This window comes from Campylobacter sp. RM12651, assembly GCF_022369475.1.
Lineage (GTDB): Bacteria > Campylobacterota > Campylobacteria > Campylobacterales > Campylobacteraceae > Campylobacter_E.
Window position 1 is genome coordinate 1,984,797 of the sequence record NZ_CP059600.1, and the last position, 14,604, is coordinate 1,999,400.

At 26.0% G+C, this 14,604-nt stretch carries 18 protein-coding genes and 1 tRNA gene; 8 read left to right on the top strand and 11 right to left on the bottom strand.

Annotated elements, in window-relative coordinates; all coding sequences use genetic code 11:
* Genes AVBRAN_RS09930 through AVBRAN_RS09955 form a run of 6 tightly spaced genes read right to left on the bottom strand, consistent with a single transcriptional unit; the run spans position 1 to position 3,662 of the window.
* On the bottom strand, positions 1-828 hold the full coding sequence (locus AVBRAN_RS09930; protein WP_239803167.1) for a hypothetical protein: 828 nt from the start codon (positions 826-828) through the stop codon (positions 1-3).
* The gene (csrA, locus tag AVBRAN_RS09935; RefSeq protein ID WP_214116264.1) at positions 828-1,070 is read right to left on the bottom strand and encodes a carbon storage regulator CsrA; all 243 of its coding nucleotides are present in this window, start codon (positions 1,068-1,070) and stop codon (positions 828-830) included. Before csrA ends, AVBRAN_RS09930 begins: the two co-directional genes overlap by 1 nt.
* Positions 1,064-1,861, bottom strand: a complete 798-nt coding sequence (truB, locus tag AVBRAN_RS09940) for a tRNA pseudouridine(55) synthase TruB (RefSeq protein WP_239803168.1) — start codon at positions 1,859-1,861, stop codon at positions 1,064-1,066. Before truB ends, csrA begins: the two co-directional genes overlap by 7 nt.
* On the bottom strand, positions 1,861-2,259 hold the full coding sequence (locus AVBRAN_RS09945) for an META domain-containing protein (protein WP_214116259.1): 399 nt from the start codon (positions 2,257-2,259) through the stop codon (positions 1,861-1,863). The genes truB and AVBRAN_RS09945 overlap by 1 nt, the downstream gene beginning before the upstream one ends.
* Complete coding sequence (locus AVBRAN_RS09950; protein ID WP_239803169.1) at positions 2,256-2,813, bottom strand: TlpA disulfide reductase family protein; 558 nt, start codon at positions 2,811-2,813, stop codon at positions 2,256-2,258. The genes AVBRAN_RS09945 and AVBRAN_RS09950 overlap by 4 nt, the downstream gene beginning before the upstream one ends.
* 9 nt (positions 2,814-2,822) lie before the next feature.
* On the bottom strand, positions 2,823-3,662 hold the full coding sequence (locus AVBRAN_RS09955) for a hypothetical protein (protein WP_239803170.1): 840 nt from the start codon (positions 3,660-3,662) through the stop codon (positions 2,823-2,825).
* Between the two features lie 75 nt (positions 3,663-3,737).
* Between AVBRAN_RS09955 and AVBRAN_RS09960 the strand changes: the two genes are divergently transcribed.
* A complete protein-coding gene (locus AVBRAN_RS09960) occupies positions 3,738-5,684 on the top strand; it encodes a methyl-accepting chemotaxis protein (RefSeq protein ID WP_239803171.1) in 1,947 nt (648 codons plus the stop codon).
* Positions 5,685-5,723: 39 nt separating this feature from the next.
* On the opposite strand, the gene AVBRAN_RS09965 is transcribed toward AVBRAN_RS09960, so the two are convergent.
* Positions 5,724-7,913, bottom strand: coding sequence for a molybdopterin-dependent oxidoreductase (locus AVBRAN_RS09965; protein ID WP_239803172.1), 2,190 nt, complete (start codon positions 7,911-7,913; stop codon positions 5,724-5,726).
* A gap of 65 nt (positions 7,914-7,978) precedes the next feature.
* Between AVBRAN_RS09965 and AVBRAN_RS09970 the strand changes: the two genes are divergently transcribed.
* From AVBRAN_RS09970 to AVBRAN_RS09985, 4 genes are all read left to right on the top strand, one after another.
* On the top strand, positions 7,979-8,527 hold the full coding sequence (locus AVBRAN_RS09970; protein WP_214116243.1) for a biotin transporter BioY: 549 nt from the start codon (positions 7,979-7,981) through the stop codon (positions 8,525-8,527).
* A gap of 148 nt (positions 8,528-8,675) precedes the next feature.
* Positions 8,676-8,750, top strand: a tRNA-Asn gene (locus AVBRAN_RS09975).
* Positions 8,751-8,825: 75 nt separating this feature from the next.
* Positions 8,826-9,041, top strand: coding sequence for a hypothetical protein (locus AVBRAN_RS09980; protein WP_239803173.1), 216 nt, complete (start codon positions 8,826-8,828; stop codon positions 9,039-9,041).
* Between the two features lie 10 nt (positions 9,042-9,051).
* Positions 9,052-9,441 (top strand): hypothetical protein, encoded by a 390-nt coding sequence (locus AVBRAN_RS09985; protein ID WP_239803174.1) that lies wholly within the window; start codon positions 9,052-9,054, stop codon positions 9,439-9,441.
* Between the two features lie 396 nt (positions 9,442-9,837).
* On the opposite strand, the gene AVBRAN_RS09990 is transcribed toward AVBRAN_RS09985, so the two are convergent.
* Genes AVBRAN_RS09990 through AVBRAN_RS10005 form a run of 4 tightly spaced genes read right to left on the bottom strand, consistent with a single transcriptional unit; the run spans position 9,838 to position 11,930 of the window.
* Positions 9,838-10,395 carry a sugar-phosphate nucleotidyltransferase gene (locus tag AVBRAN_RS09990; protein WP_239803175.1) on the bottom strand — a complete coding sequence of 186 codons (558 nt, stop codon included), beginning with the start codon at positions 10,393-10,395 and terminating at the stop codon, positions 9,838-9,840.
* Between the two features lie 44 nt (positions 10,396-10,439).
* Positions 10,440-11,030 carry a hypothetical protein gene (locus AVBRAN_RS09995; protein WP_239803176.1) on the bottom strand — a complete coding sequence of 197 codons (591 nt, stop codon included), beginning with the start codon at positions 11,028-11,030 and terminating at the stop codon, positions 10,440-10,442.
* Between the two features lie 11 nt (positions 11,031-11,041).
* Positions 11,042-11,710 (bottom strand): hypothetical protein, encoded by a 669-nt coding sequence (locus tag AVBRAN_RS10000; protein ID WP_239803177.1) that lies wholly within the window; start codon positions 11,708-11,710, stop codon positions 11,042-11,044.
* Positions 11,700-11,930: a hypothetical protein gene (locus tag AVBRAN_RS10005; RefSeq protein WP_239803178.1), complete on the bottom strand. Its 231-nt coding sequence runs from the start codon at positions 11,928-11,930 to the stop codon at positions 11,700-11,702. Before AVBRAN_RS10005 ends, AVBRAN_RS10000 begins: the two co-directional genes overlap by 11 nt.
* A gap of 261 nt (positions 11,931-12,191) precedes the next feature.
* On the opposite strand from AVBRAN_RS10005, the gene AVBRAN_RS10010 reads away from it, so the two are divergent.
* Genes AVBRAN_RS10010 through mobP1 form a run of 3 tightly spaced genes read left to right on the top strand, consistent with a single transcriptional unit; the run spans position 12,192 to position 14,577 of the window.
* On the top strand, positions 12,192-12,878 hold the full coding sequence (locus tag AVBRAN_RS10010; protein ID WP_239803179.1) for a hypothetical protein: 687 nt from the start codon (positions 12,192-12,194) through the stop codon (positions 12,876-12,878).
* Positions 12,879-12,887: 9 nt separating this feature from the next.
* A complete protein-coding gene (mobC, locus tag AVBRAN_RS10015) occupies positions 12,888-13,430 on the top strand; it encodes a plasmid mobilization relaxosome protein MobC (RefSeq protein ID WP_239803180.1) in 543 nt (180 codons plus the stop codon).
* Entirely contained in the window at positions 13,423-14,577 is a 1,155-nt protein-coding gene (gene mobP1, locus AVBRAN_RS10020) for a MobP1 family relaxase (RefSeq protein WP_239803181.1), read from the top strand. The genes mobC and mobP1 overlap by 8 nt, the downstream gene beginning before the upstream one ends.
* The last annotated feature ends 27 nt before the right edge of the window (positions 14,578-14,604 follow it).

Genomic DNA, 14,604 nt, shown 5'->3' on the forward strand with positions numbered 1-14,604 from the left:
TTATGATTTAAGTTTAAAAAAACTACCACCACTACCACTTAAAAATAAACCCCTATTAGCATAGTCTAAAGTGATAGAATATAAAGCATTGCAAGATTTTAGCAAATCGTTTAAATCATAATTTGTAAAATTATTTAAAAGCTCTTTTGTCTTTAATTTACTTAATTCATCATTTGCATAATATTTTGGCTCTTTTGCAAATTCACTAAAAACATCTTTTGTGCTACAAGGTGTGCTAAATTCTAATGAAAAATCGCATAAATCATCGCTAAAATCATCAATTATCTCACCATATCCACTAACATTAGCACTCTTTAGCCCACTTTCAAAAAAGCTCACATCAGCCCCACTAAGCCTAGCAATTGCTTTAGTATCAAAAGGCTTTATATCATTTAATAGTTTTATAAAACAAGCAGCATTAGAACTAGCACCGCCAAGTCCTGCAAAAGTAGGGATATTTTTGTGTAAAACTAAAGCGAAATTATTTTGAAATTCCTGTTTTAAATTCTCATCAACTAAACTTAAAACTTTTGAAAAAATATCGCTTTTAGAATAAAAATTACTTACTAAATTATCATTTATCAAATAAAATTTATCCATCAATTCATCTTGTTTAAACTCATTTTCGTAAGTAATTCCATTGATTTTTAATAAAGAATTTGAATTAGGAATTAAAGTTTTATCTAAATTCCTAGCTTCGTTTTTAGGTATAAAATAAAGCTCATCATATAAATTATCAATCCTATAAAATCTTGAAATTAATTGATGATAATTATCCTTTTTGCCTGTGATTTTTAAAAATATATTAATCTTTGCAAAAGCTTTCATTATTTATCTTTTTTATACATTGAAAGTGAGCTTACTAAACTATCTAACAATTCACTTGAAGATGCAGCTGATTGGATATTTTCATCTTTTATAGAATCTACTAATTCATCTCTTAAAATTAAAGTTTGTTTAGGAGCTTCTATACCGATTTTTACCGAATCGCCCTTTATTTCAAAAATCTTAATTTTAATCCCACCATCAATAACTATTCCTTCACCTGCATTTCTTGATACTACTAACATTTTTCCACCTTATTTAAAATATATTCTATTTTTTCATCTAATCTAATAATGCTAAAACAATCTCCTAAATCTATTTTATAAATTTTATAATCTTGTTTTTTAAAATCATTTAAGCTTAATTTTTTGCCTAATAGCAAGTCGTTTATATCGCCTAAATAAAAATTTTCTTCTAAATCAACACTTCCAAAAGCATCATAATTTTTAAATTCTTTAAAGCCGCCTTCACTAAGTCTTCTTAAAGCACTTAAAGTCCCTTTTACACCTAATTCATCGCAAATTAGCTTGGCGTATGAACGAACATAAGTGCCTTTGCTAGCACTTAATCTAAAACTAATAAAAGGGAAATTATAATGCAAAAACTCAGCTCTCACACTCATTACACACTCATTTAGCTCAACCTTTTCGCCATTTCTAGCTAACTCATACGCTCTTTTGCCATTGATTTTTTTAGCACAAAATATAGGCGGAGTGTAAGTTATATCTCCTTGATACTTAGCAAAAGCTTGCATAATTTGCTCTAAACTAGGCTCTTTAACACTACAAAAGCTTATGTTTTCATTATCTAAGCTAGGACTAACTGCACCAAGCCAAATCGTTGCTTCATAGACTTTTGGCTCAAGATTTAAAAAGCGAAATAATTTTGCGTGTTTTTTATCAGCACAGAGTAATGCCCCGCTAGCAAATGGGTCAAGTGTGCCTGAATATCCTAATTTTAGCCCTAATTTTTTACCTAATTTTAAAGCGTAAGAATTAGAGCTAATATTAATTGGTTTGTTTGCTAGAAAAATCATTATTCAAAAATAATTTTTACTTTATCGTTTTCTAAGCCATTTTCTATTATTTGCATACTTGTAAGACTACTAGCAACTGCGTTTTCTACTTCCATTACTTGATTAGGGCACATCATTTTTGTGCTTGCTGGATTTTCATAATAAATATTATTATTTTCTTGTTTTATAGCACTAAAAATTCTATTGCAACCTACAAACATTCCTAATTTATTATCTTCAATTATTAAAGACCAATTACTAGAATTGCTATATTCTTTATTTGTGTCTTTAACTATAATTTTTGATATTTTATATTCTTTATTTTCTAATTTTTTCACTTCTTTTGCTACCTCAACATTGTTAGTATTTACACAACCAAACAACACTAATACACTTAATAAGATTAAAGATTTTTTCATTTATTTTCCTTTGCTTTATTTATACTTTCTCTTAATAATCCTTCATCGGCTTTACCTAAAATAAAATACTCATTTCCTAATTTTTGATATTTACCATCTTTTAACATTACTTTAAAAGGTAATTGAACCTGAGTATTATATTTTATATCATCTGTTATTGCTTCTACTATCAAATCTGCTCTTTTATCATTTGTTAAAAAATAATACGCATTATAGTTCTTTGCAAATTCTTTTAATTTTTCATTATCAGCTTCTTCTGCATAAGATAATCCAACAAACACTAAATCATCTAAATGCTTTGATTGTATATCAAAAAGCATTGGAGCTTCGGCTCTACAAGGCTGACAAAAAGTCCCAAATATATCAATAATTAAAATTTTATTGCTATCAACCAAACTAAAGCCATTTTCTTCTCTTTTGATTTTTATTTCTTGATTATCCCAACTTTTTAAAGTTAATATATCTCCAGTTTTAATACTTGTAGTTTTAGCTTCATCGTTGCAAGCACTAAAAAATACAGCAATAAAACTAGCGACAAACAATAATTTTTTCATACCCACTCCTTAAAAACTTCTAATAAATACGCTATGCATAGGTTTTCCATCTTTATCAAGTTTGTAATACTTAAATGCAATTTTGGTTCCTATGTTTAATGGTTTATTTATTTCGTTAATATTAAAACCACTGCCTATAGTAATAGTTGTAAGTTCGTTATTATTTAATTTTTCATCAGTAAATTTAGTAAGGGCTCTTAAAGCGTTAATCTTTTTCCATTGGCATTCATAATTAATTAGCTTACCTTCATTGTTTAAATTAGTTTTTGATATAACGCAATTATCTTTATAAAACTTTCTAATTTGCACTATTTTATCTTGTCTTGGAACATCATAATCAGTATTCTTTTTGTGTAAATACACACCTTCTGATTCTTTTAATATAACTTCATTAAAAAAATCTACAAATTCATCTTCACTATTAAATTCATTCTGAACTACGAATGTAATATTTTTATTAGGGTGTTCTTTTAAATAATCTCTTAAATAATTTAATCTATCCTTTAAATCTCCCTTTTGATTAGGGACATCAACCACATAAAACTTAGCACATTTAAGCTTGTTTAACATAACATCATTAAAGGTATCATAATAATCTGTCCCACAAAATAAAAGACCTTTTATCTCAAAAGGTGGAAAATCCTTTGTAAAATCTTTGCTAATTTCATAAGTTTGATTATGATTATTATATAACTTTTTACCATCCCAATTAGCACCCATACCATCAATATATTCGCTAATATAATAATCTCTTACATCAATACTTTTTAACTCATCAAAATCACTTCCTTTAAATGAGCTACCTAGTAATGTTGAAAAAAACATACAAAAAATTAAAAAAAATTTCATCCATTCTCCTAAAATCTATATAATTCTTTAAAAAACTTTAAAATAAAAATCTAAATCTATTAATTAAGGGGACTTATGATTTCTAAAATATCTATTTCTAAAAAACTTTTATTGCTTACAAGCACATTTTTAATTATATTATTAATTTATAATATTTTGCTAATTAAAAATAGTTATAAGACATATAATTCTTCAATAACTGCACAAGATAGCGTAAAGATAATATCTCAAACCAACGAAATAATTCACTTATTACAAGTTGAGCGTGGGCTTAGCGTAGGATTTTTAGCTGGTGCAAATAAACAAACTTTAATAGAACATAGAGCTAAATTTATTTTAAATAACGACTTAAAAAACGAAGTTGATAGTCTAAGAAATATGGTAGATAATAAGGCTAATAGAGCTGTAGTATTACAAAATTATACTAATTTAATAAATCAACAAATCAAAAAAGTTAAAGATATTTCTCAAAGTCTTGATGAAAGCTATGCTAGTTTAAGCGATGCTCTTAATTTAGTAGCTACTACAAAAGAAAGATATGGCTTATTAAGGGGGACTTTAAACGGAGTATTTAATGCAAATACTATGGATATTAACACTTTTTCAAACATTAGTTACCTAAATACAAGTATTTCTGGAAAATTAAAAGAATTAAAAGAATTAAAAATTAATTTTATAGATGAATATTTAAAAAATCTTTCAAATCTTGAAAGTTATAAAAAACTTCAAGAATTTATATCAACTACTATGAATAATAATATAAATGGTAATTTTAATATAAATGCAAATGAATTTTTCCAAGTAGCTACTAATGTGATAGAAGATTATAAAAAATTAGAAAACGAAATAACAAATCAAATTCTAAATAAAGCAAATATAAATAAGTCTGAAGCTCAACAAGAAATAATTATTCAAATAATAATAGCCTTATTAGCACAAATTTTAAATATGTTTTTAGCTTATGTAATATCTAAAAATATCATTAAAAACCTTACTTTAATCAATACTGGTCTTAATAGTTTTTTTGATTTTTTAAGATATAAAAGTAATGATGTAGATAAAATAATCACAAACAACAAAGACGAATTTGGCAAAATGGCTATGCAAATAAATGCAACCGTATTAGAACTAAAGCAAAATTATGAAAAAGACCAAACCTGTATAAATGAAATTACAAATATTACAAATTCTATTAAACAAGGTAGTTTAAACAATGAAATAACCAGCGAACCTTACAATCCAAAAATAAAAGAATTAAAAGAAATTCTAAAAGAAATGTTGCAAACTCTAAAACTAAAAATAGGAAAAGATATTAACCAAATTGATGAGCTATTAAAAGAATACTCAAATATGAATTTCAAAAATAATATAAAAAACCCAATAGGAGAGATAGAAAATAGCCTAAATACCTTGCAACAAGAAATTAAAAATATGCTTTATTCTCAAGAAAATATAAGCAATACTTTAAAATCAAATTCTAATAATTTAAAAGAAAATATGAAGCTTTTATTAAATGGTAGCAAAAAGGCTAAAAACAACCTTGAAGAAAGTGCAGTAGCAATCAATCAAATGTCAAGCTCAATGACTGCAGTAGCTCAAAAAAGCCAAGAAATCATTCAACAAAGCGATAGCATAAAAAGCGTTATTGATGTTATTAGAGGCATTGCAGAAGATACAAATTTATTAGCTTTAAATGCTGCTATTGAAGCAGCGCGTGCAGGTGAGCATGGGCGTGGATTTAGCGTGGTTGCAAGTGAAGTTGGCAAATTAGCTAATAACACTAGCTCATCATTAAATCAAGTAGAAGCTAATGTAAAATTATTAGTCCAACAAATTCACGATATTGGTATGAGTATAGATGAGCAAACTCAAGCAATTAATCTAATCAATACAACCATAAGCGAAATTGATGAGCTAAGTAAAGAAAATGATAATATTGCAAATGATACAAATAAAGCTGCAAATAGCGTAGATAGTCTAGCTAGCAATATTTTAGATGATTTAAACAAAAAAGAATTTTAATTATCCTAGTTTTTAGGATAATTAAAATAAGAATTTAAATTATAAATTCTTAATAATTTTCGGAGCTTTAAAGCAGTCTTTCTCCCAGTTTTTAATACCATTAAATTTTTCTATATCTACTTTACAAGTGTGAGCTGTGTTGCTATTTGATACCGCTGAACTTGGGCTTGAGCTTGTTAGCACATTTACATTTCCATTTAGGCACCTTTTACCATCAATTTGCCACCAAGCACCTTGAAAAATCAAAATATTATTAGGATTAATATCACAAATTATTCTAGCCCCCACTAAAATCTCGCCCCTATCATTAAAAACTCTTACAATATCTCCTTGTTTAATGCCCTTTTTAATAGCTAAATCTTTATGCAAATAAACAGGCTCTAAATCATTTTCACTATCTCTTATATCGCTATTATGTAGTTGTGAATGAAGTCTATAAGGACTATGTGCAGAAGTTAAAAACAAAGGATATTCGCTTAAAAGCTCATCTTTTTGCTCGTATTTTGCGATATTGTTTTTTATACTTAAATTAATATTTTTTATGTTTTTAAATCTTGTAAAAGGCTCTAATTCACTTAAGCCCTGCACTTTTTCATAAGATTTTTCTAAAAACTCATCAAACTCACTTAAAATTATTCCTTTTTTAAAATATCTTTCTTTAATATCTAAATAAGCCAATTTTACTAGGTCTAATTCATCTAAATCGTGGCAAAATTCATAAGATTTATTAAATCTTTTTGCTATTTCTTTGCATATTTCAAAATCACTTTTTGCGTTATAAAAAGGCTCTTTTATAGGTTTTAGTGCAAAAATTATTTCTTTATTCGTGCTTTGTTCTATATCATAACGCTCCCCTTCAATAGCAATAGGCAAAACAATATCACTCATCTTAGCTTGAGCCGTCCAAAAAGGCTCAAGTGTGATAATACACTCAAGATTATTTAAAGCCTTTAAACTCTCATTGCTATTTGGCTGATGGGTAAGATATGAGCCACAAGCATTTATCATTAATTTTATATCAGGATAAATGATTTCTTCATCTTTATAAGTGCTTTTTGTATTAGACCTTAATAAGCACTCGCTAAGCCTTGAGCTTGGGATATAATGATTTTTGCCTTTTATTTCGCCTAAAAGTGTATTTATATCACTTAATTTTTCTGTATTTTTTGCACTCTCACCCTTGCAACCACTGCTTAAATTAAACTCAATCCCTAAACCATCTTTGCCTATATGTCCGCACATAGCAGCTAAGCAAATTATTGCTAGGTAGTTAAATTCTCCGTTTAATTGTCTTTGAATTGACCTACCTAATAAAATATTACTAGGATTATTTTTAAGCTTTAAGGCTAGATTTTCTAAATCAGTTTTGCTAATACCACAAATCTTACTAGCCCATTCTAAGTCCTTATTTACCCCGTCGTTTATGCCTAGAAAATAGTCTTTAAATGTATCAAATCCTGTGGTTTTACTCTCTATAAATTCTTTATCATAAAGCTTGTTAGTATAAAGATAATTGCACATTCCAATAGCCATTGCCATATCAGAATTTGAATTAGGAGTTAGAGTTGTTGCATTCATCATTTTTGCACTCTCATTAGCTCTAATATCTATAAAAATTACTTCAATATCTTTATTTTCAGCCATTTGTTTTAGATATTTTTCGTGTTCGTGCATAGGAATATCGTGAGCAATTTTACTTGTAATAATAGGATTAGCTCCCCAAAACACCACTACTTTAGCGTGTTTGATTATTTCTTTATAATCAGTTGCTCTTTCATAAACACAAGATGAGCCAAAAACATAAGGCATACTAGCTATTGCAGAGCCGGTTGAATAATCTCCTAACTCAAAGACCCCACCACCAAGAGCATTGATAAGTCTATGAATTAGCATTCTACCCCAGCCGATTTTACCTACCCCACCCCATTCGTAACTTTCAGCATAAATACTGCTAGAGCCGTATTCTTCATAATATTTTTTAAGATTATTTGCAATTAATTCAAAGGCCTTATCCCAAGAAATCTCTATAAACTCATCATCTAATCTATCCTTAGAACCATCTAAAAATCCACGCCTAACGCAAGGATTTTTAATTCTTGAGCTATGATTTATTCTGCTTGTGTAATGATTAATCAAATCAGTCGGGGCTTCATCGTAAATAAAAGGCGTAATTTTATCATCTTCTAAATAAAACGCCCCTACTCTAGTGGCTATTAAATGTTTTTTCATAATTCTTCCTTTATAAATATTATTTTTAGTATATAATCATTTTTTAATTTTACAAAGGAGGGATTATGTTAGCAGCTTTAAAAAGTTTTTGCTTAAAGAAAAATACTGCAAGCAATACAGCTAAAGTATTACTAGCAAGTATTTTAATAGCATTTGCTGCTAATTTAAAAATAAGCATAGACATCATACCCTTTACTATGCAAACTATGGTGGTTTTAACTATATCTTATGCTTTAGGCTCAAGACTAGCTTTATTTAGTTTGATTTTATGGTTTTTAGAAGGTTTGTGTGGCTTTCCTGTGTTTGCTAGCGGTGGTGGTTTGCACGCAATTTTAAGCCCTAGTGGTGGGTATATTTTTGGTTTGATTGCTATGGGTTATATTATGGGAAAAGCTAAAGACCATGATATAAACAATGTCTTTGCGTTAAGTTTATATGCTCTAGTAGCTACTGCGGTGCTTTATATTTGTGGCTTATTTATTTTAAGCTTTTATGTTCCTAAGGATAAAATACTTAGTATAGGGTTATATCCTTTCATAGTAACTGATATTGCAAAAGCATTTTGTGCTGCATTGCTTATAAATCCTGCTTATAAGCTATTTAAAAACTTATAATTTATAAGTGCTTTTAAGTCAATAAATCATTTTGACTAAAAGCATTTTTTATTAAATTTCACATTTTTTTATATTTTTTTCAAAAAACTCTTGACAAACAAAATTTTCTTGGCTATTATTACGCTTTTACTTAACGATTACTACTTATTCCGGATTAGCTCAGCGGTAGAGTAGGCGGCTGTTAACCGCTTGGTCGTAGGTTCGAATCCTACATCCGGAGCCACTTTTTTATTTCCATTAGTTTTATTTATTTTGTCTTTAAGAAAAGATATTAGGTTAGTGAAAATTAGGAGCTTATATGAAAGATAATAATGTAAAACTTAAATCAATATATGATACTTCTATTGTTATAAAAAATAATGATCTTTTAGCAAAACAAATTTCTGATTACTTAAAAGAATATTTAAAAATTAAACGATTTGGAGGCAATGGTGGAAAATTTGCTTATATTGATGATGAAGGAAAATTTATTAAGCATATAGATATAAACGAGTTAAGCATTAAGGATCTGTAAAAGGAAAAATATGAAAGAAGAAAATAATAAACTTACACCGTTACATAAAGCCAACATAAGCGATATTAAGAAAAAATTACCCAAATTAAAACAAGCTTTAAAGAATGAAATAGAAACATATAACGAAGAAATGCGTTTTAAAATATTTGATGAAATCAAAGAAGTAATAATTATTGCATTACAATGTGGTAAAACATATAAAGAAATAATTGAATTACTAAAAAATAATTTAGAAGTTATGGTTACAGATAAACAGCTTGCAAGATATGTTAAAGAAGTATTAAAGTTAAAAAGAATAGGCACACAAGGCGGTAAATTAGCTAATATTGATTCTGATGGTAATTTCATAAATTATGTTGACATAGAAAATATAAATATAGATTTATTAGATGATAATTAAAATACTTTAATTGTCTGTTACTTGTCTGACACTAGTCTGACACTAGTCTGCTCTATAAAATAGACTAGTCTGACTAGTCTGTATATTTTTTACATATAAAAATTATTAAAATTTAAAAAATAGCAAAAAAAGTAATGAATTTTAAGTATTTTTAACGCTTGTCTGACACTAGTCTGCTCTATAAAATAGACTAGTCCGTAATCTTATGCACTAGTCTGAATTTTATTAATACTTGTCTGGAATTTATATTAATTTATAATTTAAAATAGTTTATTTTAAATTATTTTAGTTTAGAATATATCTATAACATTTTTTTATTATGTTTTTAATTTTATTAATATTTTTTGGCTATAATAATTAATATATGGCAGATACTTCAGCCAAAAAACTGCCATATTATTTTAAACTTTTCTCGTATTTATTAATTTTTTTAAAAATCATTTTTTCTTTTAATACATTATGGCAAAAATAAGCACTACCAAAATGATTTCCCTTAGTCGTTTTTTCAAAATTTCTATTAGTGTGATAATCTATCCTTAAATCAAAAACTATTAGTTCTAACCCATATTTTAAAAATAAATCTACTCTAGCCTTACCTTGCAATGCATTTATTGGCATTAATAAGCAAAATGGTTTATTTAACTCGTAGCACTTTTTCAAGACTTTATCTTTTTTGCTATACGGTGGATTTGAAATAATAATATCGTAATGTTCTTTAGGTTCATAATAAAAAAAATCCCCCCCCCTACTATCATCAATGTGAGAGTAGATTACCTTATTACCATTTTTTGTAAAAAGCTGAACGAATGCTGACCATTCCTTATCAAATGGACACCATATTGTTTTGCTTTTAGGAATAAATTCTAGTAATGGTTCTACTGCATAAAAAGGTGTATATACTTCATCACCAGATGGAGTTTTATCACAAGTTAAATATGCTTTATTAACTGCCATGCTTATATTTATATATTCTATTGTTTAAAAAGTAACATTGCATTTTACCAATTGATTACATCGTTTTTATTAGATATGTTAGTATTTTTAAACATTATGTTTTCAATAATTTCTGAGCTTTTAATTCTTAGTAAAATATAAATTCTGCTATAAAAAATAATGCAATTTATTAAATTCTCTTTTGTGATTTTATCATTTAATTCAAGTTTAAAAATATTATTATTTTTTATACATTCATATTCTGTTGCGTGTTCTGTTGCGTGTTTAACAATATTATCTATATCTAGTTTTTTTAACTCATTTAATGTAAAATCTTTTAATTCAAATTTACAAATATAAAGAAAAAAACCTATATTATTATATTTATCTGCTACATATTCTATTTTAGCATTCCACTTATCTAATTCATTAAAGCATAAAATACTTTCTGCATTAATAGAACAACCATAAGCTTCATAATTAAGTTCTAATCTATTTAATTCTAAAATATCAATCATATAATCAATACCACATTTGAAAAAATCAAAAACATTTTTTTTACTATCTTTTTTTGTGTCTAAAAAACAATTATCTTGTAGATGTTTTTTTAATTTTTCTATATAAAAATCAGCTTCTTTATTAATAATATAATTCATCTTTTTTCCTTTTATCTATGTATAGGTTTTGAAATGTCTTTTTGACTCTCTTTTACATTAGCAACTTTATTTTCTTTTATAATTTCTACAATGTTTTCTTTAAGTTTTTGTGTAGCCTGTGCTTCTTTTAACGAAATGGCTTGTTTGGAATTATCAATAACTTTTGCATTGCCATCTTTAAACATTTCAAAAAAATCTAAAGTAGCTTGATAAACTCCATTTAATTCTTCATCGTGTAAATTTATTGAGCGTAAATCATTAAATATATTTTTAAAATTTTCTTGTTTTTCAGGTTGTTTAAACTTACCACCTTCGCCAAATCTTTCTAACAATTCAAATACTTGTTTGTTTGTATTTTTGTCTGCAACTTCTTTATTTAAATTCGTATTTGATAAATTTATCAAGTGGTTTAAATCCTTACTAAATGCCCCAACGCCTAAAGGAGTATTTAGTTCTTGCTCTTTTCCATTGAGCTTTATTTTTAATTTTATAAACTCGTTGGGGAATTTTAAATTTTCTTTTGCACTGGCTTTAATAATATCATCTAACATAGCTAAAGATTGAAGCAATGCATTTTTTTCGTTATCTTTAAATTCTTTATTAGTTGAAAATATATCCTGTCTTTTTTTATCCATATCTTCAACTGATATTATTGTAATGCTTTCAAATTTATCTTTCATGCTCTTTCTCCTTTATAGATAAATCATTTATTATTTTTAAATCATATTTTTTACATAACTCATCAAATAAAGAATAGAATTCTTTTTCTTTTTCTAAAAGCATCATTGCTTGCTTACCTAATTCAAGAAAAAATTTATTTTCTAAATCTTTTTTCTTTTGCTTGGCATCTTTAAGTTTTTCTTCTAACGATGCAATAATTTGATCTTGTTTTGAATACATAATATCTCCTTGAATAATTTTATTTATTATATCACAAAATAATTATTATTTTAATAAAAAAATCTTTTTATTAATTAATTTATATCTTATAATTTTAATATTTTAATATTTCTATTTACTTAAAAAAGTTATTATTAATTTTAGAATAAAATAAGGTTAGGCAGGATAGACAAAGTATCCAAAAAGTGCCATACACTTTTTTTATACTATTGTCAAAACTGCTGTTAGCTCTTATATGTTATTAGCGTGAAAGGAATAGATATGGATAAAATTAAGAATGATATTTTAACTTTAGGAAGTGTTACTAAATTAGTTGAACATGAAGATTTTGAAAATTTTATAAATAAATTAAATAATGTTGATTTTAAAACTATTACACGTCGTATTTTACATAACCTTTCTTTTCATTTTAGATATGATGATTATACACAGCAAACCATAAATCATCCAGAGCAATTAATTCCATTATTATATAGTCATAGCAAACGCTTTGAAATTCGTTGCATTATCAGACAAAGTCTTTATAAAATAATGTCAAATTATTTTCCTAAAATAGATATTAAGTTATTAGATATTGAAACTATAAAAAATAATTTTTTAGAAGAACAAAAGAACTATAAAGACTATCATGCAGATTTAGTAACAAAAAATATAAGACCAAGATTCGATGATAAATATCGTTATGGTTTTAAAGTTAGAGTAACCGAAAACGAATTTTTTTATAATGCAAAAGATTGTGATAATTTAAATAAACTTGAATTTAAATTTCATCAAGATTTGGGTGTTCATTTAACTCTAGTGGATACTTCAAAATGTTATTCAATGGATATAGATACCGTTTCTAAAAATGTAAATATTTTAAGTCACCCAAAGTTAATTGCCGAAGAATTTGTATCTATGCTTGAAAAAATAAATAATAGTCAACCATATTTTAATTTTATATGCTAGTGGGAAAAAATGAGCTCTAAAAAAACTACAATTAGATTAAAAGATTATGCACTTGAATATTTAGATAAGTTAAAAGAAACTAAAGGAGTTTCATATACTCAAGTAATACATGAGCTTATACTAATATGTATTAAGGAGAATTATAAATTTTTAAAAGATGAAAATATTAAAGATGTGGAAACCAAGTATAAAGAGATTAGAATTTTCATAAGCAAAGATGAGTATGAAACATTAGAAAATTTTAGAAAAATACACGGCTTTAATTCAATAACTAAAGAAGCTAAATATTTAATATTATCATCTTTAAAAGATGAAAAATATATTAGCAAAAATCAATTTAATGAACTAATGAAAGCTATTGTAGAAATTAAAAAAATAGGTGTAAATATAAATCAAATTGCAAAAGTTTTAAATGAAAAAAGATTTGATAACTTTAGTCCTGACATGCAAAAATTTAATAAAATTGTAGAAGATACAAACAATGAAATTAAACTAACAATAAAGCAAATTGTATCAGACTATATGGCTTTAACAAAGAGATTAAATGGCTAAAAAAATATATTTAGAAGATGAAGAATTAAGAGCTAAAAAAGTATTTATTAAAAAAGAAAAAGTTGCAAAACTTCCTAAAAATTATAAAAAACGCACATTACATAAAACATATATTAATAGTAAAAAAAATACTGAAGTTATGATTAAAATAGCCAGTTCATGCTATGATGCAAAAAGCTTGAAACGGCATTTAAATTACATTTCAAGAAAAGAAAAGTTGGAATTATTTGATCAAGATAGCAATATATATAATAACAATAATGAAGCTATTGAAAATTTTTTAGCGTATGATGAATTTGAATATGATACAAGTAAAAATAAAAAGCAAATAAAGGAAACACACAATATCATATTTTCAATGAAAGATCATAAAAATGCACCAGTAGAAAAAATCAAAGAAGCTTTAACAAAGACTTTAAAAACTAAGTATCCTAATAATAGTTTTCTAGTAGCTATGCACAAAGATACAGATAATCCACATTGCCATGTTGTATTAAAAGTAAAAGATAATTTTGGTAAAAGACAACATATAAGAAAAAAGGATTTGCAAGATTTAAGAAAATTATTTGCACTAGAACTCAATGCTTTAAAAGTAGAAGCAACTGCAACAATAAAAACTAAAATTAATTTAACTCCTAAAGTGTATAAAGAAAAAGATAAATATATGAATTATCATGAAGTGGTAAGTTTCGGTGATGCATTATATGATTTTAAAGAAGATAATGAGCCAAGCTTTTATGTAAAAATGAAGGATAAAAATGATAAAGAATTTATATTGTGGGGCAAAGACTTAAAAGAAGTTGTAGATAACAATAATGTATGCGTAGGTGATAAATGCTATTTTGCTGTGACTGATCAATTAGAAGCAAAAGTGACAGCTAAGAAAAAATTACCTAATAAACAATTTCAATATTATGAATTAACCACTTATAAAAATATATGGGAAGTATCTATAAAAGATAAAAGCGAAAAGCATTTGCAACCTTTAAAGCAAAAGCAGAAATCTAAATATAAAATATTAACCAAAGATGAGTTTAAAACAGAGAGCCTTAAAAGTAATACACTAAATAAGCAAGATGAATTTCAAAATAAATTTAAGTTTAAAGATAAAACAAAATATAAAAATATAGAAAATATAGAAAAATAAAATATTTTAATACTTAATAAGGAGACA